This window comes from Streptococcus sp. HMSC078D09, assembly GCF_001813675.1.
Lineage (GTDB): Bacteria > Bacillota > Bacilli > Lactobacillales > Streptococcaceae > Streptococcus.
Map to the genome: position 1 here is coordinate 47,519 of NZ_KV813663.1, position 23,123 is coordinate 70,641.

25 protein-coding genes and 1 pseudogene are annotated in these 23,123 nt (G+C 45.4%); 2 read left to right on the top strand and 24 right to left on the bottom strand.

Going from position 1 to position 23,123, the window contains the following annotated elements:
- Positions 1 to 132: 132 nt before the first annotated feature.
- Positions 133 to 1,302 carry a CynX/NimT family MFS transporter gene (locus HMPREF2926_RS04440; RefSeq protein WP_070586610.1) on the top strand — a complete coding sequence of 390 codons (1,170 nt, stop codon included), beginning with the start codon at positions 133 to 135 and terminating at the stop codon, positions 1,300 to 1,302.
- Positions 1,303 to 1,387: 85 nt separating this feature from the next.
- Here the strand turns inward: HMPREF2926_RS04440 and HMPREF2926_RS04445 are convergent, their stop codons facing one another.
- The 11 genes from HMPREF2926_RS04445 to HMPREF2926_RS04495 form a co-directional block, all read right to left on the bottom strand.
- A complete protein-coding gene (locus tag HMPREF2926_RS04445; RefSeq protein WP_070586611.1) occupies positions 1,388 to 2,521 on the bottom strand; it encodes a M23 family metallopeptidase in 1,134 nt (377 codons plus the stop codon).
- 509 nt (positions 2,522 to 3,030) lie between these two features.
- Entirely contained in the window at positions 3,031 to 3,654 is a 624-nt protein-coding gene (locus HMPREF2926_RS04450) for a V-type ATP synthase subunit D (protein ID WP_003002380.1), read from the bottom strand.
- A 3-nt stretch (positions 3,655 to 3,657) separates the two neighbouring features.
- Positions 3,658 to 5,043 carry a V-type ATP synthase subunit B gene (locus HMPREF2926_RS04455; RefSeq protein WP_003002370.1) on the bottom strand — a complete coding sequence of 462 codons (1,386 nt, stop codon included), beginning with the start codon at positions 5,041 to 5,043 and terminating at the stop codon, positions 3,658 to 3,660.
- Positions 5,030 to 6,820 carry a V-type ATP synthase subunit A gene (locus HMPREF2926_RS04460; protein WP_070586612.1) on the bottom strand — a complete coding sequence of 597 codons (1,791 nt, stop codon included), beginning with the start codon at positions 6,818 to 6,820 and terminating at the stop codon, positions 5,030 to 5,032. The genes HMPREF2926_RS04455 and HMPREF2926_RS04460 overlap by 14 nt, the downstream gene beginning before the upstream one ends.
- A gap of 33 nt (positions 6,821 to 6,853) precedes the next feature.
- Positions 6,854 to 7,558: a GNAT family N-acetyltransferase gene (locus HMPREF2926_RS04465; protein ID WP_070586613.1), complete on the bottom strand. Its 705-nt coding sequence runs from the start codon at positions 7,556 to 7,558 to the stop codon at positions 6,854 to 6,856.
- Positions 7,555 to 7,875 (bottom strand): V-type ATP synthase subunit F, encoded by a 321-nt coding sequence (locus HMPREF2926_RS04470; RefSeq protein ID WP_003009443.1) that lies wholly within the window; start codon positions 7,873 to 7,875, stop codon positions 7,555 to 7,557. The genes HMPREF2926_RS04465 and HMPREF2926_RS04470 overlap by 4 nt, the downstream gene beginning before the upstream one ends.
- A complete protein-coding gene (locus HMPREF2926_RS04475; protein ID WP_070586614.1) occupies positions 7,856 to 8,875 on the bottom strand; it encodes a V-type ATPase subunit in 1,020 nt (339 codons plus the stop codon). Before HMPREF2926_RS04475 ends, HMPREF2926_RS04470 begins: the two co-directional genes overlap by 20 nt.
- Before the next feature lie 9 nt (positions 8,876 to 8,884).
- Complete coding sequence (locus HMPREF2926_RS04480; RefSeq protein WP_049498129.1) at positions 8,885 to 9,475, bottom strand: V-type ATP synthase subunit E family protein; 591 nt, start codon at positions 9,473 to 9,475, stop codon at positions 8,885 to 8,887.
- A gap of 69 nt (positions 9,476 to 9,544) precedes the next feature.
- Complete coding sequence (locus HMPREF2926_RS04485; protein WP_003009435.1) at positions 9,545 to 10,024, bottom strand: V-type ATP synthase subunit K; 480 nt, start codon at positions 10,022 to 10,024, stop codon at positions 9,545 to 9,547.
- Positions 10,025 to 10,054: 30 nt separating this feature from the next.
- Positions 10,055 to 12,016, bottom strand: a complete 1,962-nt coding sequence (locus tag HMPREF2926_RS04490; protein WP_070586615.1) for a V-type ATP synthase subunit I — start codon at positions 12,014 to 12,016, stop codon at positions 10,055 to 10,057.
- Positions 12,006 to 12,329, bottom strand: a complete 324-nt coding sequence (locus tag HMPREF2926_RS04495; RefSeq protein WP_070586616.1) for a hypothetical protein — start codon at positions 12,327 to 12,329, stop codon at positions 12,006 to 12,008. The genes HMPREF2926_RS04490 and HMPREF2926_RS04495 overlap by 11 nt, the downstream gene beginning before the upstream one ends.
- Positions 12,330 to 12,622: 293 nt before the next feature.
- On the opposite strand from HMPREF2926_RS04495, the gene HMPREF2926_RS04500 reads away from it, so the two are divergent.
- Positions 12,623 to 13,462, top strand: a complete 840-nt coding sequence (locus HMPREF2926_RS04500) for a MurR/RpiR family transcriptional regulator (RefSeq protein ID WP_070586617.1) — start codon at positions 12,623 to 12,625, stop codon at positions 13,460 to 13,462.
- Between the two features lie 97 nt (positions 13,463 to 13,559).
- Here the strand turns inward: HMPREF2926_RS04500 and HMPREF2926_RS04505 are convergent, their stop codons facing one another.
- The 13 genes and pseudogenes from HMPREF2926_RS04505 to HMPREF2926_RS04565 form a co-directional block, all read right to left on the bottom strand.
- Positions 13,560 to 14,447, bottom strand: coding sequence for an ROK family protein (locus HMPREF2926_RS04505; protein ID WP_070586618.1), 888 nt, complete (start codon positions 14,445 to 14,447; stop codon positions 13,560 to 13,562).
- Between the two features lie 15 nt (positions 14,448 to 14,462).
- The gene (locus HMPREF2926_RS04510) at positions 14,463 to 15,380 is read right to left on the bottom strand and encodes a dihydrodipicolinate synthase family protein (RefSeq protein ID WP_070586619.1); all 918 of its coding nucleotides are present in this window, start codon (positions 15,378 to 15,380) and stop codon (positions 14,463 to 14,465) included.
- A 31-nt stretch (positions 15,381 to 15,411) separates the two neighbouring features.
- A complete protein-coding gene (locus tag HMPREF2926_RS04515) occupies positions 15,412 to 16,059 on the bottom strand; it encodes a DUF624 domain-containing protein (protein ID WP_003009419.1) in 648 nt (215 codons plus the stop codon).
- A 21-nt stretch (positions 16,060 to 16,080) separates the two neighbouring features.
- Positions 16,081 to 16,533: a NanQ anomerase/TabA/YiaL family protein gene (locus tag HMPREF2926_RS04520; protein ID WP_070586620.1), complete on the bottom strand. Its 453-nt coding sequence runs from the start codon at positions 16,531 to 16,533 to the stop codon at positions 16,081 to 16,083.
- Between the two features lie 74 nt (positions 16,534 to 16,607).
- A complete protein-coding gene (locus HMPREF2926_RS04525; RefSeq protein WP_048717106.1) occupies positions 16,608 to 17,447 on the bottom strand; it encodes a carbohydrate ABC transporter permease in 840 nt (279 codons plus the stop codon).
- A 15-nt stretch (positions 17,448 to 17,462) separates the two neighbouring features.
- Positions 17,463 to 18,350 (bottom strand): carbohydrate ABC transporter permease, encoded by an 888-nt coding sequence (locus tag HMPREF2926_RS04530; protein ID WP_003009412.1) that lies wholly within the window; start codon positions 18,348 to 18,350, stop codon positions 17,463 to 17,465.
- Positions 18,351 to 18,553: 203 nt separating this feature from the next.
- Positions 18,554 to 19,870, bottom strand: coding sequence for an ABC transporter substrate-binding protein (locus HMPREF2926_RS04535; RefSeq protein WP_070586621.1), 1,317 nt, complete (start codon positions 19,868 to 19,870; stop codon positions 18,554 to 18,556).
- A gap of 139 nt (positions 19,871 to 20,009) precedes the next feature.
- On the bottom strand, positions 20,010 to 20,708 hold the full coding sequence (locus tag HMPREF2926_RS04540) for an N-acetylmannosamine-6-phosphate 2-epimerase (RefSeq protein ID WP_070586622.1): 699 nt from the start codon (positions 20,706 to 20,708) through the stop codon (positions 20,010 to 20,012).
- A gap of 170 nt (positions 20,709 to 20,878) precedes the next feature.
- Entirely contained in the window at positions 20,879 to 21,265 is a 387-nt protein-coding gene (locus HMPREF2926_RS04545; protein ID WP_070586623.1) for an ABC transporter permease, read from the bottom strand.
- Between the two features lie 158 nt (positions 21,266 to 21,423).
- Positions 21,424 to 21,540: pseudogene (locus HMPREF2926_RS04550) on the bottom strand (alcohol dehydrogenase); the annotation flags it as partial.
- A 209-nt stretch (positions 21,541 to 21,749) separates the two neighbouring features.
- A complete protein-coding gene (locus HMPREF2926_RS04555) occupies positions 21,750 to 22,073 on the bottom strand; it encodes a hypothetical protein (protein WP_003009394.1) in 324 nt (107 codons plus the stop codon).
- The gene (locus HMPREF2926_RS04560; RefSeq protein ID WP_003002376.1) at positions 22,073 to 22,378 is read right to left on the bottom strand and encodes a hypothetical protein; all 306 of its coding nucleotides are present in this window, start codon (positions 22,376 to 22,378) and stop codon (positions 22,073 to 22,075) included. Before HMPREF2926_RS04560 ends, HMPREF2926_RS04555 begins: the two co-directional genes overlap by 1 nt.
- Before the next feature lie 13 nt (positions 22,379 to 22,391).
- The gene (locus HMPREF2926_RS04565) at positions 22,392 to 22,949 is read right to left on the bottom strand and encodes a hypothetical protein (protein WP_070586625.1); all 558 of its coding nucleotides are present in this window, start codon (positions 22,947 to 22,949) and stop codon (positions 22,392 to 22,394) included.
- Between the last annotated feature and the right edge of the window lie 174 nt (positions 22,950 to 23,123).

Sequence of the window (23,123 nt, forward strand, 5' to 3'; positions counted from 1 at the left end):
TAAGAGCCACCAAAACCGGTGGCTTTTTCTATGGGAGTGAGAACTACGGTCCTTCTCCTTCATTTGTACAAATACTCCAATTTATGCTCGATCTATGTTATAATGAAGAGAATTTTTGTCTGAGGAGGATTTATGAAAAAAACACATTCTATGCTATTCGTCCCGGGCATCATTATGCTTGGGATTGTTTTACGAACACCATTTACTACGCTTCCGACAGTCTTGTCTGACATCGCTGCTGGTTTGGGGGTAGATGTGAGCTCTCTGGGACTATTGACTAGCTTACCACTTCTCACGTTTGCCATTTTCTCACCTTTTGCGATTCAATTTGCTAAAAAGTTGGGGATTGAGCGCCTCTTTTTCCTAGTTTTGATCGCGATTACGATCGGATCTGCCATTCGGATTATCAACCTCCCCTTCCTCTATCTGGGAACCATCTTGATTGGAGCTGGCATCGCCTTCCTCAATGTGCTGCTTCCAAGCCTGATTCAGGCGAACAGACCCCGCCAACTAGGCATTCTGACCACTTTGTACATCACTTCTATGGGGATGTCCACAGCGATCGCCTCTTCTGTGGCCGTTCCGATCACCAAAGCCACTTCTTGGCAAGGTTTGGTCAATATCTTGACAACCTTGTGTGCTCTTGCTTTGGTCATCTGGATTCCTAACCTTCGCTACAACCACCATCTAAAAAAGACGGCTACTACGGAATCTAGTAGCAAGTGGTATACCAATAAATATGTTTGGGCTATCATGATTTTTGGAGGCTTGCAGTCACTGCTTTTCTACACAAGTATGACTTGGCTTCCGACCATGGCTGTTCAAGCTGGCCTTTCAAAGGTTGAATCTGGACTACTGGCCTCCGTGTTTACCCTGATCAGTCTTCCATTCTCCTTGACGATCCCAAGTTTAACGACACGGTTATCCGATCGCAATCGACGCTTGATGCTGACGATTGTTGTCGGAGCAGGGATTCTGGGGGTAGCCATGCTCTTAATCCCGACTAGCAACTTCTTCTACTGGTTGGTATTAAATGCCCTGATTGGAAGTTCCGTTAGTTCGCTCTTCCCTTACCTCATGGTAGCTTTCTCTATGAAATCCAGCACACCTGAAAAAACAGCTCAACTTTCCGGTCTTGCCCAAACAGGAGGCTACGTCTTTGCAGCCTTTGGTCCCATCCTCTTCGGCTACAGCAAATCTCTCTTCCACTCTTGGACACCTGCCATTCTTATGTTACTGGTCTTAACCATTATCATGGCGATCGCCCTTTATCAAGTGGAAAAGGTCGATCATATTTTATAATCAATATCTGGCTGGAAGATTCGTCTTCCGGCTTTTTTTGTGCACACAAAAAAGAACTAGGCTCTAGGCCTAGTTCAATGTTTTATTATCCGTTAAATGAGATATGTACGTGGTCGTTGTGGTTTGCTGTATCTCCACCACGGTCCGGCATTTGGTTCCATGTATTAGCTGGTCCGTAAATGTTATTTACTGGCATGTAGAATTGTTGTTTCCAGATAATATATGAGATACCTGCACGGTCCATGTTATCAATCGCATACTGTGCAACTTGATCTCCAAGCTCTGAATTTGTTGGAACCATCACGTCCACTGCAAGTCCTTTACCATGGTCTTCTGGATCCCCTTCACGGTAACCACCGATGTTTGTGATACCGAATTTCGCTGCAATTTCTTGACGGAAAGCTTCCGCTTGCGGTTGAAGATTTGGATCAGTTGGAATAGCATTACCAGTTGTTGGAGTTGATGCTACTGGTTGCACTTCAGGTGCTGCAGCAGTTTCTACTGCTGCTGGTTGTGCTGGTGCTTCTTCTGCTACTGGAGCAGATTGAGGAGCAGCTGGAGCTTCAGGAGTTGCTGGAGCTTCAGGAGCAGCAGCTGGGGCTGCTTCTTGATTTTGTACTTCAACATTAACAGCTGGAGCACCGTAGTTTGGTGTTTCTGGAACAGCTGGTTGTGCTGGTGTTTCTGCTGCTGGTACTTCAACTACAGGAGCTTCCGCTGGGGCTTCTTGAGTTTCCGCTGCTGGAGCTACTGGAACAGCTTTGTTATCTTCGTTTACTGGTTTAGACAAATCGTTGACAGCGACTGTTTGGTCATCAACTGTCACTTGGTTTGTTGTCAAGTCAGCACTTGCAACAGTTGCATCTGTTGCACCTGCTTGAGGAGTTTGGATTTCAACTGAAGTTACTTCTTTTTGATCATTTACTGTTGTTTTCAAAACAGTACCTGGGTAGATCAAATCCATGTTGCTGATGTTGTTCAAGTTTGCCAACACATGAACATCGATTCCAAGCGCTTCTGCGATCGAACTCAATGTATCACCATATTTGATAGTATAAGTTTGTTGGTTTTCACCACTTTGTTGGATATCATGTTTAATTTCATCTACTGAGCGAGCTACCCAATCTTCAAGTGTTTCTGCAGTGGCTTTTGTAAATGGAATCACTGCAAGAGCTACTGTTGAAGCGATCAAGGCTTTCGTATTAACTTTTAATTTCATCTTTTATCCTCTTTTTTCTTTGTTTTTTTGCTCAAGATTTTCTTGAACAAATGAACTACTATACTATCTTATCACAATTTATAAATAATAAAAGGCCTTTTTGGCTATTTAACAAAACTGTATTTTTCTTGTAACATTTCGTCTTTCTTGTCACATTGTTACAAACTAGTAACATAAAATTAGGGTCCTGGAAGAAGAGTTCGAGGGCGCAAAAAAAGCCTCATCAAGGAGCGGTTCCTCGATGAGGTTCTTGTATTTTTTAAGTAATTGAACATAGCTTTTTACGGCTTTGTATCTTATAACTGAACACGCCCTAAATGCTGGGTGAAAAACGCAAACTGTAATAGTACTAACTTCAAAGGCACAGTAGCTGATTGGATTTTTCTCTCGCTTTAAGAGCTCGGAAAAATCCTAATCAGCCTTGTGGGGGCAGGACAACGAAGCATTCTATACAACAGTGCTTCTGTCCTGCTCCCTATTTTCACTTTGCATTTTACGGGCTTTGTATCTTATTTTACCTTCATGATTCTGACGAGGTTGGCGCGTTCGGCTTCTTCGAGTTTCATTTCGATATAATAGATAGTCTCTTTGAGGTCTGGGATGGTCGCATACTCGAGTCCGTTCACTCGACGGCGGGTTTTCTCGATTTCATCTGCCATGAGTTGGCAGCTTTTTTCGATTTCCGCTAACTTGAGCAAATCTGGGAGTAGATCCCCCATTTCTTGGATGGTGCTGTCCATTTGACTGTTGGAGGCGAGGTAGCTATAAACCACGTCCCCTTCATCATCTCCGTATGGATTATCGATACGGGCATGGAGCTTGGGCACGCGCACACTCATGACATTTTCTTCCTCGATATGGAGCATCACTTCTCGAGTCGGTACAGCGAAGATTTCTTCTACCATAAGGTCACTCTCTAAGGACTTGGCCATCACGAAATCTTGCATATTGCCCACCAGCGCTGCCTCCACCTTTTGGCGCAGACGATTATTCTCTCGCACAGCTTCAATAAAACGGCGCATAAGTTCATCCCGCTTATCCTTGAGCAACTTGTGCCCCCGGGTTGCTGTCTTGAGGCGCTCTTTGAGAATATTAAGCTCCATCCGAGTTGGTTTTACATTTAATCGTGCCATAGGCTAATCCTCTTTGTTTGGCAGATACTTGTCAATCATCTCATCCTTGATCCGTTTAAGCTCTGTTCTTGGAAGGATGGATAAGAGTTCCCAACCGAGATCCAAACTTTCCTCAATCGTCCGATTGGTAGTGAAACCTTGGTTGATGTATTCCTGCTCAAAGCGGTCCGTAAATTTAACATAAAGCTTGTCGGTATCTGACAAGGCAGATTCCCCAAGCACTACAGCCAGTTCTTTGGCTTGTTTTCCTTGGGCGTAAGCCGCAAAGAGCTGGTTCATGGTCGCCGCATGGTCTTCCCGAGTCTTGCCTTCACCAGAACCCTTGTCCTTCAAACGAGAAAGGGATGGAAGAACATTGATCGGTGGGCGGTAACCACTGTTGTAGAGATCACGGGACAGGATAATCTGACCTTCTGTGATGTAACCTGTCAAGTCAGGGATGGGGTGGGTGATGTCATCTTCTGGCATGGAGAGGATCGGAATTTGGGTCACAGATCCTTTCTTTCCAACCAAGCGTCCTGCACGTTCGTAGAGGGTTGAGAGGTTAGTATAGAGGTAACCTGGATAGCCCCGACGACCTGGAACTTCCCGGCGGGCAGCAGATACTTCCCGAAGGGCTTCACAGTAGTTGGTCATATCCGTCATGATGACCAAGACGTGCATATCTTTTTCATAAGCCAAATATTCGGCAGCAGTCAAGGCGATCCGAGGAGTGGCAATCCGTTCGATAGCTGGGTCATTGGCTAGGTTGATGAAGAGGACAGAGCGATCAATCGCCCCTGTTTCCCGCAGGTCGTTCATAAAGAACTCGGCTTCTTCAAAGGTAATTCCCATAGCCGCAAAGACCACGGCGAAGTTTTCTTCCGAATTAAGAACCGTCGCTTGACGAGCAATCTGGGCCGCCAACTCCTTGTGAGGAAGACCAGAACCTGAGAATACTGGGAGTTTTTGGCCCCGAACCAAGGTATTCAAATGGTCAATGGCTGAGATCCCTGTCTGGATAAATTCATCCGGATAGTCCCGCGAAACAGGATTGATGGCTTGTCCATCAATGTCCAAGTACTTCTCTGGTATAATCTCTGGACCACCGTCGATCGGTTTGCCCATCCCGTTAAAGATGCGGCCCACCATGTCTTCAGACACAGGGAGTTCTAGGGGACGTCCGGTAAAGCGAACCTTGGCTTTTTCCAAGTTGATCCCGCTAGACCCTTCAAAGAGCTGGACCATGGCCTTGTCTTCTTGGACTTCGAGGACTTGTCCCTGACGGGTTGTTCCGTCATGGAGCTTGATTTCTACGAGTTCATTGTAGTGAACCCCCTCGACCTGATCGACAATCATCAAGGGGCCAACAACTTCGCTGACAGTACGGTATTCTTTAATCACGCTCATTGTCTACTCCTCCTTTTGCGACGATTTGGTGTAGGGTTTCTACGATTTCTTCTTTCAAGGCTTGAAGGGTTGCCAACTGATCCTCATGGATGAACTTGCTCCGGGCAATGCGGTCTCGAAGGGCCACGGTTCCTTCCATGATTTCTGTGAAGTAGGCCCCTAATTCCAACGCTTTTTGACTTTCTTGGTCAAAGGTCAAAATGTTGGTCAACAAGGCCACCTGCTTGCTGAAAGAGGTATAGGTATCGACCTCATCAAAGGCATTTTGTTGCAGGTAGTCTTCGCGGATCATCTTGGCCGCATTCATGGTCAAGCGGTCCTTTTCAGACAAGGAATCCAGACCAACCAGGCGAACGATTTCTTGCAATTCACTTTCCTTTTGAAGCAAGTTCATGGCACGGGTCACTTTTTCAGACCAGCTGATTTGTTCATGTAGATCGATATAGCGACCAACTTCATCTTGGTAAAGAGAATAAGAACTCAACCAGTTGATGGCTGGGAAGTGGCGGCGTTGGGCCAATTGAGCATCTAAGCCCCAGAAGACCTTAACAATTCGCAAGGTATTTTGCGTTACCGGCTCTGAAATATCTCCACCTGGAGGAGAAACGGCACCGATGGCGGTAATCGAACCTTCACGCGCAGTGGTTCCAAGTGTCTTGACCCGACCTGCACGCTCGTAGTATTCAGCGATCCGGCTACCAAGGTAGGCTGGGTAGCCTTCATCCCCTGGCATTTCTTCTAGACGACCAGACATTTCACGGAGAGCTTCTGCCCAACGAGAAGTAGAATCCGCCATGATGGCAACGGAATAGCCCATATCACGGAAGTATTCGGCAATAGTAATCCCTGTGTAGATGGAAGCTTCACGCGCCGCTACTGGCATGTTCGAAGTGTTGGCGATCAGAACAGTCCGTTGCATGATGGATTGACCAGTCGTTGGATCGATCAATTCTGGAAATTCATTCAGAACGTCCGTCATTTCATTTCCTCGTTCCCCACAACCAACGTAAATTACGATGTCTACATTGGCAAACTTAGCCACCTGGTGTTGCACAACTGTTTTCCCAGCTCCGAAAGGACCAGGAACAGCTGCAGCTCCACCTTTAGTCACAGGGAAGAAGGTATCGATGACCCGTTGACCGGTGACCAAAGGCTCTACTGGAATCAGTTTTTGTGCAAAAGGACGGCCTCGACGAACCGGCCATTTTTGCATCAAAGTACCAGTAAAGAGGCTGCCATCTGCCTGCTCGATCTCATAGACCGGCTCTTCCACTGTGTAAGAACCTGCTGCGATCTTGGTCACACGTCCACTGACACCAAAGGGTACCATGATGCGGTGTTCCACCATATTGGTCTCTTGAACGGTACCGACGATGTCTCCAGCGACCACTTCTGTCCCTTCAGTCACACTTGGTTCGAAGGCCCATTTGGTGTCCCGATCTAGATTTGGAACTTGCACCCCACGAACCAAAAAGTCACTGGCAGTCACTTCTTGGAAGCGTTCCAAGGGGCGTTGGATCCCGTCAAACATCTGAGAGATCAAGCCTGGTCCCAATTCAACAGAAAGGGGAGCTCCGGTTGTGACCACTGGTTCTCCTGGACCGACTCCAGATGTTTCTTCATATACTTGGATAGAGGCTTCATCCCGCCGCATCTCAATAATTTCGCCAATCAAACCAAGATCGCCGACCCGGCAAATGTCTTGAATATTGGCCTCCTGCATCCCTGATGCAACCACCAAGGGACCGGAAACTTTGATAATTTTTCCTTGAGTCATGTATTCCTCCTGGGAATCCTTTGTTTCTTTGTTTTACTTTTGTGCCATCTCTCTTAGAGATTGCTTTTGTTGGCCATTGGCATCGAAATTGCTTGGATCCAACCAAGCTTCTAGCCGCTGTTTGATAGCTGGCCATTCTTGGTCAATGATGGACAACCAGTCTGTATCACGGGTCCGACCTTTATAAACAACAGCCTGACGGAAACAGCCTTCATAGGTAAACCCTAAGCGCTCAGCTGCTTTGCGAGATGCTTGGTTTAAGGCATCGCATTTCCACTCATAGCGGCGGTAGCCTAAATCTTCAAACACGTAGCGCGCTAACAAATACTGGGCTTCCGTAGCCATGCGTGTTTTTTGGAGCGCTGGTGAGTAGGTCACTGCTCCGACTTCGATCACCCGGTTGGCTTGATCGATCCGCATGAGAGAGAAAGTTCCCAAAGCCTTGCCTGAATCTTTGTCTACAATCGCATAGTAAAAGCGACCTTGGGCTGTCATGAGATCATCTAATAGATGGTCCCACTCCTCTTCATTGCGGGCAGGGCCTTTGAACAGAAAGGTCCACATCGCTGCTGGAGAGTCCGGCCCGTAGACCTGATAAAGATCTGCTCCATGTTTTTCTTTTGAGAGGCGCTCGATCACGGTATAGCGACCTTCGATCCGCTCAATAGCTGGCAGACGCCCCGGAGTAAAATCCGGCAGTGCATCGCCAATCGTTTGGCCAAATTCATTTGTTCTCATAAAATATCTTGTCCTACTGCTTTTTCGACATTATCACGAATCCGCTGTTGGCCCAGTCCTGTAGTCCCTCTATGGGTCGGGATAAGGATCAGAGCCGGTGTCAGCTGCTGGTCGTAAAACGCCACTGTATCTGGAATGGCCTGAGCAATATCCTCTGTCAAGTAGATAATCCCGAAGTTTTCCCGACTGAGTTTTCGCAAGGTATTGATCGCTTCTTGCGGCTCTGTGACCGGATAGGTTTGAAAGCCAATCAGGCGAAAAGGAAGGATGGCGTCCCGATTTCCCACAACGGCGATCTTATAGGTCTGTTTGTCCATAAATCGGTCTCATCCTTTCTTTGATGTCTGCTAGCGGAAAACCATTGTCCAAACCAGAGAGGACCAAACGAAGGTTGGTTACCTCTAACTCTTTTCCGTAAAGATAACGAACAAGGGGTAGGGGTCCATCGACTTCAAAACGGCCAGCGTCTAGAAGACTGAATTTCACCAAACTTTCTAAATACTCCAACTCTACGGTCTTTAATTGACCGGTGCGCATCTTTTCTTCATAAGTCTCTAAAGCGAGATCGTACTCTAGCGGATTGACTTGATAAAACCAGGTCAACCACTGACCCGATTCCAGCAGGTCGATCACCTGATGGGCACTGAGGCTCCCTTCATCTGAGAGTAATTGGTGCATAAAGCTATGCGGTTTTTGCTGATCCAAGGCCCGCTTAACTGTAATCGCATTGTAAAAGTCAATGGTCACGTCCACCAACTGCTTCAGAATCGGATGATCTAGGCTGTCCCCTAAGTATCTCAGGTGTTTAAAATAAGCTAAGTCCATCCCGATTTCGAGGACCCGCAAGTCCTGATAGTCTTGGAATTCTTGCCAGGTTGCAGCTACTTCTTCCGCCATAAAAGCCGGACAATGCTCCGCAGAAAAGGTCGCCACCAAATGCTCGAGCACATCGAGAGAATAAGGACCGATAGGGATCAATAAGTGCCCTAACTTGCGCTCTGTCGCCTTGTGTTTTAGATAAACCTTGAGATTATGATAGGTGTATTTCAAGGTAAACAGGCTAACCAGATCTGACTGAGGGCTTACCTCAAAAGCCCATTGGTATTCTGCCAACAAGGCTGTCATCAGGCGGGCTTCAAGGGCTGATAAATCCTTGATCTCGTGGCTGTCTAAAGCATAAGGCGTCCCTTGTAGCAAGCCTTCTCGACTCTCGCTTGAGGGACTTGCAAGCAACTGCTCGAACTGACTGGGACTGACAAAACTAGCCTCACGTACGCTGATTCCTGTATTGACTTGAGAATAGGTCCGTTCGCTCATTACAACCTCCTAGTTCTCTTCATCTGTGAAAATGCTGGCTGCCATCTGGTAGCTTTCTTGCTCCCAAATGGAATCCACCAAATCACGGTAGAGATAGTTGTCATCAATCTTCCCAACCGACAAGACAAATCCTGCTTGAGCTGGGATCGTTGCATCTGCAACTGTCACATTCTGATGCGTCTGCTTCAATCTCTCGAGAGCTGCTGAATCAAATTTGCTAGCACTCACCGCACCGAAGGTCAGGGTCACAACTTGTCCCTGATAGCGATCTAAGACCGCATCTACAAACTGCATTTCCTTTTCAAGGGGCCAAGCCACCATCGCTTCATAAGCATCTGCAAAGAGATCCTTTAAGACGCGTTGCTTGGTGACAAGGGTTGATTGGCGTTTTTTATTTTCGATTTGTTGGGTTTCACGTTGCAATTGACGTTGAATCCGCTTGAGCTGCTCGGAGCGTTGATTGAGTTTATCTTGAATCAAACGCTCTTCTTGCGCAGTCTCTTCTTTTAGGATGGTTTCCTTGGCCTCTTCTAAGAGTTTACGCCCTTTTTCATGGGCTTGGGCCAAGATCGAATCCTTTAATTGGGTTTGTTCATCCATATCGTTTTTCTCCTATTGCATGCGTCTTGTGTTTTTCGCCTCGCGAGGCGAATCCATCAAAGCTAGCTCTTAGCCGACGCGTAGGGTCAATAGGAAGGACACAACGAAGGCCAAGATGGCGTAGGTTTCAACCATGGCCGCAAGGATAACCCCTTTCATCATGTCTTCAGGGCGTTTGGCCAAGATTTGCATCCCTGCTGTCGCAACATTTCCTTGGTGTTTTGCTGAGAAATAACCAACGATCGCAACTGGAAGAGCTGTAAAGAAGTAAGCAACCCCTGTTTCAAGTGGCATATCTGGCTTAATTTGCAACCAGATCAAGATCCCGATAACGAAACCGTACAAACCTTGTGTACCTGGCAACAATTGTAAAATCAGAGCTTGGGCAAATTTTTCGGGTTGTTCTTTCAAGAGCGCTGCTGCTGCTTGACCCGTTTTACCAACCCCAAGGGCAGATCCCATCCCACTAAGTGCGACTGCGATCGCCACACCAAATGCTGCAAAGAAGGCGCCCCCATGGGCTGAAAAATATGATGCTAAAGATTCCATGAATATACTCCTATTTATTAAAGATAATACTTATTTTTTTGTTTTAATATAGCGTTCTGAAGGTTTAAGAGGACGAAATGGCTTGCCTCCTCCTTCGTAGAACTTACCGAAGAACTCCACAAAGATCAAACGGGCTCCATGCACATATCCTGACAAGAAGGACAGGAACATATTAATGGCATGTAGGACGATAAAGAGCACAAGCCCTACCGTAAACCGTCCAAGCGGTGGGAAGAGATTGACAATCAAGTTAAAGGCTGAACCGATACTAGCTCCAGACAAGCCCAGGGCCATCAAACGGGTGAAGCTGACCAAGTCTCCGACATAGCCACTGACATTGTAGAGGTTAAAGAGACCAGACGCTAAACCGGACAGCTTCTTGGCACTGACAATGGAAACAATCAAGATTCCAATGGCATTCAAAATAGCTAGCCACTTGCCAATCGGAACCAGAACACTCATCCCTGGCAAGATATTGCCCACTGCTAGCAGCATTAAGCCAAGCAGGATCAAAACCCAAGCAAAGCCTGAATTGTATGCTTCGGTGTAGTCTTTGAGGCGGACATTTTTCATTCCCCCTAGGAAGAGGCCCACTAAGACGGTGATAAAACCAAAGACCACTGAGAGGATCAGGATGGTCATGGCATTGCTGGTCGTACTGATCAGGGCAAAAGGCATCTCAAACCCAAAGAAAGAGCCATAGACCACACCCCAAAGGGCCACTGAAATTCCGAGGAGACTGAAGAAACGAAGGTTCTTCGCTGTCCCGGGCTTGAGCTTAAAGGCTTTAAGGGCAAACCCTGTTGCTACCGTTAGCAAGAGTCCATAACCGATATCTGCGACCATCATGCCAAAGAAAACAAAGTAGAAGAGAGAAACGATCGGTGTCGGATCTTTCTCGTAATACTTAGGCAGGGCGTACATCTCTGTGACTAATTCAAAGGGCTCTACCAAGGCATTATTTCGCAACTGGATCGGAACGTCATCCCAATCTTTTTCCGTCACATCGCGCGTCTCTAGTAAGACCCGAGAACCAAAACCTTCTTGCAAGAAGTCTCGCAATGAGGCCACTTGGGAGGTTTCAATCCAACCCTCTAGGGCTACCAAGCTTTGCGTGCTGGCAAGAAGCGACTTGGCTTCCTCACGAGCTCCCGAACTCAGCAAGTAATCCATCTGGTACTTAAGCTGGTCCAACTCCTTCTGGGAGTTTTGTAACTCGGCTAGGGTTGCTGCAACTACAGCTTCTTGCTCCTTAATTTCTCCTTCTAGGCGATCCAAGTAGGCGGCCGGGACCTGCTCTTCTTCATAGTCCAATTCTTTGAACCCATGGTCTTCCAGAAGCTCCTGAACAGCTACACGATCTCCCGAACGATACAAGATGACATAGCCGTGTTCAGTTTCAGACGTAAAGACTTCTTCTAACTTCAGCTCAGGATGAGCTTTTAAGGAAGAACGAACGGCGTCTGTATCGCTATTGGGAATGGTCCCGATCAAGCCATGCACATAGTGAAAAGTAGCGAGAGCAGCTGGCGTCACCTCTAACGGTCGCCATTTTTCTAAGCGCTCTATCTCTCCCTTTGCATCCGCAATCTTCTGACGAGCCTTATCTAACACGTGCAATTGGCGTTTCAACTTGGTCAATAGGAGATCCTCGTCTCGAATCATCCCATGGGCCTGCAAGTCATCAAAAGACAAGCTTAAGGGTTCTTCCTTTAGAGCTTGCAGGGCCTTCTTCTCAGGCATGTAAGGCTCCAGAGTCTGAATCATTTTTTCAACTTGTTCTTGACGTTTTTGCAGCTCTACCAAGGCTTGACGATTGTCCTCTGTCAAGGGTTGAGACAAGGTATTTGCCTCAAAGGCAGCCTGCCATTCTTCCTGTTCACTGAGGTCATAAATATGGATTTTTGCCTCAGACTGTAGCGCTAGTAGGAGACTGTCCAAGTCATCTTTGGGCAAGATGAGGGATAGTTTTTGCATCTGACTAACGGCCATAGCTTGCTACCACCTTTTCTACAATGGCTTCAACTAACCCAGCTCGCTTATCGGTCATCGCCTCTTGTACCCTGGCATCATTGCACGCAACCGTTTCTTCCAGATCTTTCGTTAAACGGACGAGTTTTTCCTGGGCGTTTTTTTCTGCCTCTGTGACCAATTGCTTGGTTTCCTCATCGTAATGCTGTGCCACTGTTGCAAGGCGATCGCGCGAATCCGTTCGGATTTGTTCGACTTGAGCTTCATAGCCTACGATCACGCCCTGAGCAGCTTGCTCGATCTCTTGCATCATCTCGAGTGTTGCATTCGACATCGTCACACCTCCTTATTCAACTATTGTTCTTCCAACAACAGTACAATTATCTTAAATTATACCACAATTCATATCGTTTGTTCAGGCCCAACCGGGAATTTTCAGAAAATTTTGGACAGCCAGCAAGCCCCTACTGCCAAGATTGGTAGCGTTCTCTTCTTTTCGCATATCCTGTTCCTAGTTTCAGTATTTCTTGATTTCTTTTACTTGAATAAAGCGGTTACCCATGTTATAATGTGTAATATATTATAGGAGTATCCTGTTATTTCATCTCGTGAGAAAGGAGGATTGCTGTGAAACAAGATCAAGATTTACGCGCCATTATCGCCAGCCATGAAGCTGAGTTAACGGATATGGAACGCGACATTGCCCAATATTTTTTATCATCCGAAGCACGACAGCACTCCCTGTCCTCTTCTCGTGTAACTGAGTTACTCCATGTCTCAAAGGCAGCTTTGACGCGTTTCTCTCAAAAATGTGGTTTTTCCGGCTATCGGGAATTTGTCTATCACTTTAACGAAGAAACCAAAAATCAAAAACAGGTGCAAGAGCATGACGAGCTGACGCTGAGCGTCTTGCAACGCTACCACCATATCAGTAACGTCACTGAAAGTCTGGTAAAAGATTCTCAATTAGATCGGGTAGCTGAACTAATCGATCAAGTAGACCGAGTCTATTTCTTCGGGATCGGTAGTTCCGGTTTAGTTGCTCGAGAAATGAAATTGCGCTTTATGCGACTGGGCGTCGTTTGTGAAGCCTTGACTGATCAAGATGGCTTTGCTTGGACGACCAGTATTCTCGATTCCTCTTGTTTAGTCATCGGTTTCTCATTGTCAGGAGGCACCAACTCCATTACAGACAGTCTCCTGGACGCCAAAGAAAAAGGGGCTAAAACGGTTCTTGTGACGGCTAACCCGGCCGCCATCCACCAAGGATTCACAGAAGTGTTACCGGCCGCACCTCTTCCTAGTAGTACCTATATCGATCGAATTTCCGCAATTTTACCACTCCTCATTGTGGTCGATTTGATCTATGCTCATTTCCTTAATAAAAGCCGAGAACAAAAGGAAATTGTCTTTAATAGCTACTGGGAAAACAAAAAGCTTTCTAGTCAACGTTCTCGAAAATCCTAATATGGTCTCCCTATTTAAAAAGCATGAAAGATCAGGCTTTCTTCATCTTTCATGCTTTTTTTGATGAATCAAAAACAAGTCGCCAACGCGACTTGTTTTATGTTTCATGTTTTTGTCTAAAGTGATAGTAAGCCCCCAACATACCTGCGGCGTTTTGATGGTGGGCAAATTCCAAACGGATCTTATCTGCTAGGCTAGGAACCAATTCGGCACACAGGGCTTGATAGATTTTTGGCTTGAGGATGGCTTCCTGAGCCATAATCCCCCCTCCAAGAACGATGACCTCTGGATTGACCACATAGGCGATATTGGCCAGTCCTTTTCCGAGATAGGCCACCATCCGATCAATTCCAGCCATACAGATCTTATCTCCTTCAGTTGCCTGCTTGAAGATCCGGCGACCATTCCACTGTTCCACAGGATCACCATGATGTTCTGCCACGTACTCGACCAAAGCCGTCGTTGAAGCTAGATCCTGAAAGGCACCGTCTGGCAAATGAAGATAGCCAACTTCACAGGCTGAATTGCTAAAACCATGAAAGACCTGACCATCAAGCAAGAGGCAACCACCGATCCCTGTCCCAATCGTCAGGCAAACAGCATTGTTCGATCCTTTTGCATGGCCTGTAGTGACCTCTGCGAGACCGGCACAGTTGACATCATTTTCGATCTCGCAAGGGATCTGAAAGGTCTCTTCGATTTCCTTTTTGAATTGGGTGCCTGCATAGTTGGGAATTTGTGGGCCTGCATAAAAGATTTCTCCCTTATCAGGATCTACCATTCCGGCCGAAGAAATCGCAACCCCTGCCAAGGGATGCTTCTTCAAATAACGGGCTACGATTTCCTTTGTTGTGTTAAGAATGTGAGGTCCTCCTTTTTGGGCCTCCGTTGGCATTTCATGGGTCTCTAGGAGTTGCCCTTTTGCATCGGCTAGACCATACTTGATACTGGTCCCTCCGATATCAATTACAACATATGGATTCATCTAGACCTCCTTTGATTAAAGGAATCTGGCTTTTGTGTCCTGAATGAGTTGAGCAGCACGTTGAATCACTTCTTGATCCGCTTCTACTACTGGCGTCAAAGGGGAGCGAACAGATCCCATGTCCAAACCTTCATTAATGCGCAAAACCGCTTTGATGACCGCATACATATTGCCATGAGCAGATGTCAAGACTCCAATAATGTCATTGATGGCAAACTGCAAGGCACGCGCAGTCTCCAAGTCTTTCTCAGCAATCAGCTGATTGAGCTTCAAGAAAAGTTCTGGCATCGCACCATAGGTGCCACCGATTCCAGCATGCGCTCCCATGAGACGGCCACCTAAGAATTGTTCATCTGGACCATTAAAGACGATATGGTCATCGCCTCCTAAAGAAGCAAAGGTTTGAATGTCCTGAACAGGCATCGAAGAATTCTTGACCCCAATCACCCGTGGGTTTTTCAACATTTCCTTGTAAAGGCTCGGTGTCAAAGCGACCCCTGCCAATTGCGGGATATTATAGATGACAAAGTCTGTATTGGGTGCGGCTGCACTGATTTCATTCCAGTAGTGGGCAACACTGTATTCTGGCAAGCGGAAATAGATCGGCGGAATGGCCGCAATGGCATCCACTCCTAGTTCTTCTGCATGTCGTGCCAATTCCACGCTATCCTTGGTGTTGTTGCAGGCTACGTGAGCAATGATGGTCAATTTTCCTTTAGCTACTGCCATGACTTCTTCCAAGATCAGCTTGCGATCGGCCACGCTCTGGTAGATACATTCGCCGGAAGATCCGTTGACATACAAGCCCTGCACACCTTTCGCGATAAAATATTCTACCAGCGCACGTACCCGCTCCGGGCTAATTTCTCCTTGGTCATCATAGCAGGCGTAAAAAGCGGGGATGACTCCTTCATATTTTTTTAAATCTGACATTTTTTCTCCTTTTGTCACTAATGAATTCATTTTATTCTTGGTACTGGGCGAAAATCTTTTCCATTAATCCAACTTGTGCAAAAGCCAAGCTTGAAAAGCCGAACAAGAAAAAGATCATAAGCCCCAATAGGAAAGCTAAAACCGAGCTTGCAAGAGCCATACATAGAAGCAAGAGAGCACTTCCCATGACAAAGAACCAAGGAAAATGCAAGCCTGTCACAATCATGGCTTTTTGCAAACACTCTTTCCAATCCAATTGGTAGCGGGCCGCAATAGGATAAGCAGCCAATAAGATCAACACAAGAAAGAGAAAGAGGCCTAAACAAATGGTTTTCAAAGCTTGGAAAGCTAGGGAAGTTTGCCCCCAAAATAAGAATAAATCAAAGAGACAAATACCTGCAACAATCAGTTCTAAACTTCCTAGTTGTAAGCCTATTTTCCAATTGTCCCGAAAAGCCTTCGCATAACTACGAATCACCGGAACACGACGCTGGTGCTTAATGGCAAATAAGGTCTGATACAAACTAATTTTCGCAATTCCAATCGTGAGAACTGGTAAACAACTTAGCACAAATAAAAGATTAACAGTTACCAAGTCGAGGACCTTCTCACTGATACGCATCACTACATTGTCCGTGTTAAAAACGGTTTTGATCAATCCTGCACCCTTAGATGACATAGGCACTCCTTTCTAACGTGATCAATCGATCGCAATTTTAAATAGATATTTTTTCACGATATCTTCTTGCCCTGCATAGCCATTGGGCTGGTGAGGCTCCCCTGGAAAGAAAATCGCAAAATTATGATAGCCTAGATGAAGCGGATAAGACTCCTGGCAATGGACAAAACCGATGTCCGATACTTCATCAAATGCGATAGCCTCACCTGTCACACGAGATCCATAACTCGAAAATTCATGCCCTTCTACCAATAAATGCAAATCGGCATATCTTTTGTGGTGTTCAAAGCGATCATTTTCTGTTTTGTTGAGGGTATTTTCTTGAACGACGAGAAAGACCTTATCCCCATCAATATCGTATCTCCCCAATTCAAAAGAATCCTTCCGATGCTCATAGAGAAAGTCAATGGCCTGATCTAGATTGGGGTGGATTCCTTTGTAAAAGGTGATGTTTTTTAAATCATCAAATATCATATTCTCATCCTTTCGATACTTCTCAGCCTAGAAAACCGATCTGTACACAACTATCGTTTGTCCAAGCAAACGACTTATCCTTTGACCGCTCCCATGGTAATCCCTTGTGTAAAGGATTTTTGGAAGACGAGGAAGACCGTAACGATTGGCACTGCAGCTAGGGCTGCCCCAGCCATGATCAAGCCATAGTTGGTGGCCATTTCGGCCTGCATGGTTGCTACCCCTAGTGAAATAGTCAAGTTTTGACGAGAGGTCAGCATTACCAATTGCATAAAGTAGTCGTTCCAGGTGTTGATAAAGGTAAAGATGGCAAGGGCTGCAAATCCCGGCTTGACAATTGGGAAGGCAACGCTCCAGAAAGTCCGCAACTCTCCACAACCATCGATCTTAGCAGATTCTAAGAGTTCTGTTGGGATGTTTTCACTAAATTGCTTCATCAAGAAGACCCCGAATGGCCATCCAACCAATGGTAGAATAACCGCTGCAAGAGTATCGTGGATTCCCATAAAGTTGATAATGCGTACCAATGGAACCAAGACAACTTGTTTCGGAAGGGCCATGGCTGCGATAAAGGTAGCAAAGAGAATTCGTTGCCCATAGAAGCGTTTCTTCGCCAAGACATAACCTGCCAAGGAAGAGGTCATACACACCAAAAGCATGGTTGCAAGGGAGATGAAGACACTATTCCATAACCATTGTAGGGCTGGGTTTTGTACCATCAACTGTTGGAAGTTTTCCATGGTTGGTGTCTTTGGCCACCATTGAGGTGGGATCATAATGGTATCTGGTTGAGACTTAAAGGCCCCTGTCAAAATCCAATAAAATGGGAAAATGAACAAGACTGTCAAAAGGAGCAAAATGATCGTTGAAATCACTGTAAAGGCAGTGATGGGTTTCTTTTGTGTGGGTTTCATCTGAGGCTCCTTTCTTTAGTATTCTACGTCGTTTCCGAGGATCTTGAATTGCGCAAAACTGATAATGGCAATCATCACCGCAAGGAAGACACCCATGGTGTTGGCATAACCGTATTCAGAGAGTTTAAAGGCTTTTTCATAGAGGTAGTACATAAGGGTACTCGTTGAGTAGTTAGGACCACCGGATGTCAACAATTGGATCAAGGCGAAACATTGGAAAGAGTTAATGGTCGTAATGATGGCAATGTACAAGGTTGTTGGCAACAAGCTTGGCCATTTGATTTTCCAGAAAACTTGAAATTCTGTCGCACCATCCACACGCGCTGCTTCTACGAGAGAATTATCAATATTTCCCATAGCTGCGATGTAGAGGATGATCGGTTGACCAACAGAGGTGGTCAACAAGATGATAATGATGGCCATCAAAGCCCAGTGCTTGTCCCCCAACCAAGAAATGTTTTGGTTGATGACATGTCCAGATTTCAATACAAAGTTCAAAATCCCTGATAGTGGATCATAGATCCATTTCCATACAACCGTTACCGCTACACTCCCTGTAACAACTGGAAGGAAGAAGACGAAACGATAGAAGGAACGCGCAATCGCATTTTGATGGTAGGTCTGAGAAGCCACAAACAAGGAGAACAATACGACGATCGGAACTGATCCGATAACGATGATGACGGTATTGATCAAGGACTTCACAAAGACCTTATCCGCAAACATGCGGGAATAATTTTCTAAACCGACAAACTTAAAGGATGTCATAGAATAGTTGAAGAAACTTGTCACAAAGCCCATGATCATGGGGGCTAGGACAAAGACCGTAAAGAAGATTAAAATGGGTGCTAGGAATGCGTAGGAAACGAGCGTCTCCCTCATTCGGATTTTGTTTACCTTCACAGTAAGGCACCTCCTGATGTTCTTTTTCTATTTTTTCCTTGATTCCTATGTGGAACGGATGGCACTGCCCCTTCCTACATATGATAATTAGGAGAGCGAAAACACGAAGGCCCCCTCTTTCAATCTACACATGGAGATAAGAAATCGAGGGGGCCTATGCTTTCTTATTTCTATGAAAGGATCATTTGAGTTTCATAGATGATCTATTTTTTCTTGATCGTTTCGTTTGCTTTTTCAGTAAAGGTCTTCAAAGCTGGTTCTGCTTTTTCATCCCCGTTTGAAACAGATTGCAACATTGGGAACCATAGGGTCCGCATTTCTGCAAAACCGTCGATTGTGTTGTAGTATGGTGAGTAGTATTTTGTCCAAGTGCTGATAGTTTCCATCCGTTTGTCATCGTACAACTTACCAAATGAACTACGAACTGGGAAAGCTCCTGTACGCACAACATCTTTTGGACCCCATTCTTTGTCGTCTGCGATGAACTGTACAAATTTCTTAGCAGCAGCAATTTTCTTTTCATCTTTATTATTGAAGACAGCAAATCCATTGACAAGGTATTCCAATTTTGGCTTACCTGAGTCAGATGGGAATGGCACTTCTACTACTTCGACCTTACTTGCATCCAACAATTTAGCTTGGATACCGTTTTGTGAAGGCGCCCACAAGATAGTGTAAGAAGTTTGACCATTCGCAAAGTTTTGGATGTCTGCTCCACCATCGAATTGAGAACCATTCATCATCAAGCCGTCATCGATCCATTTAGAAGCTTTTTCCAAACCTTTGACAAATTTTGGATCATCTGTTGTATACTTGGTTACTTTTTCATCAGTAACAGAACCGCCATAAAGGTTGGCAATGAAGGCACGAGTTCCTTGGTCTCCACCTTGACCATTACTGAAGAGTGATCCTGGTGTATAACCTTTGTCTTTCAAAGCTTTCAATACTTTTTCAAAGTCGTCTGTTGTCCAGCCTTCTTTGACAAGATCCAACACGCCTGCATCTTTGAGCATCTTCTTATTCATCGCCATGTAGAATGGTGCTGAACTAATTGGATACATGTAAGCTGTGTCGCCTGCCTTGCTGGCTTGGATGATATTTTCATTATTGACATCTTTGACAAAATCTTCTGTAAAGAGATCGTTCAAATCAGCCAATTTTCCATTTTTACCATACTGAATGATCCGTCCAGGTGCATCAAAGAGCACATCTGGAGCAGTTCCTGCTTCAATAGCCGTTGTGATTTTTTCAGGGCCAGACTTGAAGTCGATGGTTTCTAGTTTAACTTTGATATCTGGATTGGCTTTTTCGAAGGCTTCGATAATAGTTTTTTCATAGGTTCCTACGCCATCATCAGCTTTCTCTTGAGTAAAGACTGGGAAGGCCCACCAGGTAATTTCTGTTTTACCTGAATTTCCACTAGAAGATTCTGTTTTTGAACCTCCGCCAGATCCACAAGCTGCGAGTGCTAGAAGAGCTGCACCAGCTACCAACGAGCACAATACTTTTTTCATTTTCATGTGATTTCTCCTCACAATTTACGGTAAGATTACTCTTACAAGGGGTTATCCTCAATGAGGACGCCTATTCTTGTTCATGTTTCAGATTCGACTACTCTCTATTCGGTCTCCTCCTCCTTCAATCTACTGTTTTGTTTTCTCATTTTAAGGCTGCGACGAAGCGCTCTGTAATCTCTTTTGGTCGAGTAATGGCACCACCTACAACGATGCCGCGAACCCCGAGATCATGGATTTTCTTGGCCTGATCAGGGTAGTGGATCTTGCCTTCTGCGATGACATCTACTCCTGCTTGGCAGAGACGATGGATCAGTTCAAAATCTGGGCCATCAACCTTTGGACTGTAGTCCGTATAGCCCGAAAGGGTCGTTCCGACAAAGTCCACTCCCGCTTCGACAGCTGTCAATCCTTCTTCCAGAGTAGAGGTATCAGCCATCAAGAGTTGGTCTGGATATTTCTCTTTGACTTGATGGATAAAGTCACTAATCGAAAGACCATCATGACGGGGACGTTTGGTACAATCAAGAGCAATGACCGCGATATCCAAAGCTGCCAACTCATCGACTTCTTTCATGGTAGCCGTGATAAAGGGTTCTTCCGGTGGATAGTCACGCTTGATAATCCCAATGATCGGTAACTTGGTCACTTCCTTTATTTCCTTGATATCCCGGACACTATTGGCTCGGATCCCGACAGCTCCACCCTGCTCAGCCGCTTTGACCAAGAGAGGAATGACTCCTCCTGCTTCTGTATAGAGCGGTTCATGAGGGAGGGCTTGACAAGAAACAATGATGCCGTCTTTGATTTGTTCAATCAGTTCATCTTTTGTAATCTTTGACATAACTCCTTCTCCTTTGATAATAAGGCAACTCGAGTACTTGTAAATTGATTATAATCTATTTTTAAAGCGCTTACAATATTAATCGTGCAATTGGATTATAGTTTCACATTTTAGGGCAAAATAAAAAGATCTCTGAAACTAGTTTCAGAGATCTAGGACATGGTGATTCCTTAGGCCATCTTTTGAGTCGCTTTTTCCTTTACGACAAATACAAAGCCGATAGAGCCGACGACGGCTCCAAGCAAGATCCAATAGACCATATCCGATGAAGCCATTGGGCCTGCCAAGAGACCTGCTAATAAAAAGAGATTGATATACAGTCGGGTATCGCGATAGAAGGTCCAATTGAAATGGTAGCTACCTTCTGGATACTGACGCGTCGATACAGGCGGTTGAAAGACCTGCAGCAAGATCAAAATCCCAACAAAAGCAAGATAAGCTAGGCTAACTACCGAAAGCGGAGCCCGCATCGTCAACGCCACAGCCGCTAAAAGCAAGACCAAGATCCAGAAATGGAAGTCCATCCAGAATTCACGATGATAACAAAACCGTTTCATAAGATCACACCTTTCTCTTTATGTAATCGTTTTCTGTACTTCTATTATAAGACAACAAATTTATTTTGCAAGGAATCATTGGCTTTTGGGGGTTGAAAATAGGACCAGAATATCTCTGGTCCGTCTAAAAAAACTATGAACAAATATTAGTTGCCACTTCATTCACTGATATCATTTTCGATAATCACCTTGAGAGCATGGTTTTCACCCGCATGTTTAAAGACATCATAGGCTTTTTCAACTTCTGAGAGTTTGAAGTGGTGGGTGATGAGCTTGATCCAGCAGTTGCAGATTGCCTGCAGATACATAAGTTGCAGCTTTCACAAGCGACTCCTTTTTTGTTGGTTTGATAAAACCATTTTATTTTCGTTTCTTTGTGAATATTATAACATACTAAGTAAGCGCTTGCAAGAATTTATAGGCACATTTTTAAAAGTTTTTGAGCAAACAAAAACATTCCTCTTATCTCTACCAGAGGAATGTTTCAATCTCCTTGTTCTAATTGTTGACGCTGCTTATAGTACTCTTGCTGCTCGCGCTCACGCTCTTCTTCTAATCGCTCTTCATAGCGCTTGAGTTCTGCCTCAAATTCTTCTTGCAAGGCAAATAAACGCTCCAAGCCACTTTGGGCCTCCGCACTTGGCGCTTGAAAATGAAGGGCACTCAACCAGTCTACTAAATTTTCTGTATGTTGGCGGACATCCATACGCATATCCGCATAATCCCACTCCAACTCACTAAGTTTCTGGTTGAAGCGGTAATGTCGATCTTCTAGTTGTTCTAATTCACTATTTCCTGAATGGTACATCACATACCTCCTTTAATCGGACTCAATAAAATCGGCTTCTTCACTGATTTCAGTGCTGTTTCTACCGCGTCCGCTGCTCCTCCTGTAAATCCGTCTTTCAAATCACTAACTAGGGTCGTTGTAGCAAAAGAGCGCATCTTTTCGGATTGGCCGCCCAAGGTTACCTGCAAACTCATCCCTTCCAACATCATCAAGGCTTTTTGCGTTGCAATCAAACTTCTGATCGCAATCCGCTCTTGCTCCTTTTTAATCTCTCGATGGAGCTCCTCAATTCGTTCTCTGTCCTCTCCCAGGATCTCTAACATCTTTTTCTCCTACTTATGAAAAATCAAAGGCCGTTGCTTGTCCCTTGTCCAAGTCCACCAATTGAGCTGATGCAGCCTCCAGCTGACTTGCCAAGTCTGACAAGCGAGTGGAATAGGCCTTTGCTTGGGCGAGGTTCTCCGCCTCTACCGTTTGGTCCCAACAAGTATCCATGGAGAACTCTCCTAATAGTTGCTCCACTTCTGCATCTGTTAAAAATTGGGCCATGCTGTGGGCCATTTGTGACACCTCAGCGACCTTATGGGAAACCGTCTCCTTAGCCTCTTCCAACTTATCCTTGACTTCTGCCTCAAAGGTAGTTGCCTGCGCTGAAGCATTCTGTGCTACCGCCAGCACCAATTCCTCCCGCAATTGAATGGTCTGGGTCCCAGACGCGCTCGCTAGTTGCTGATGGAGGCTAGAAATGCTTGGTCTTTCCTGCCCATACATGGAGACCACCGAAGCAGATGATGGCTGATTTTCTGAAGTGGAAGCTTCCCGATCTCGTTGGGGCATTTCAATAATTTTCTGTGCCTGATCTTGTCTTCCTTGCACGTCACCTTCTAACTCCATTTGAGATGGCCTCCTTTCTTGGATTTGTTTTTTCATTTCCTATAACTGAAAAAGGATCATAACCCTTCAGCTACAGGCAGATTCACACACTATAGGGTAACATAAAATAGCTCGGAATGCTATAAAAATAACACAATTTCTGAAAAAAAGTCTAATTTTTTATGAAAAAACGAG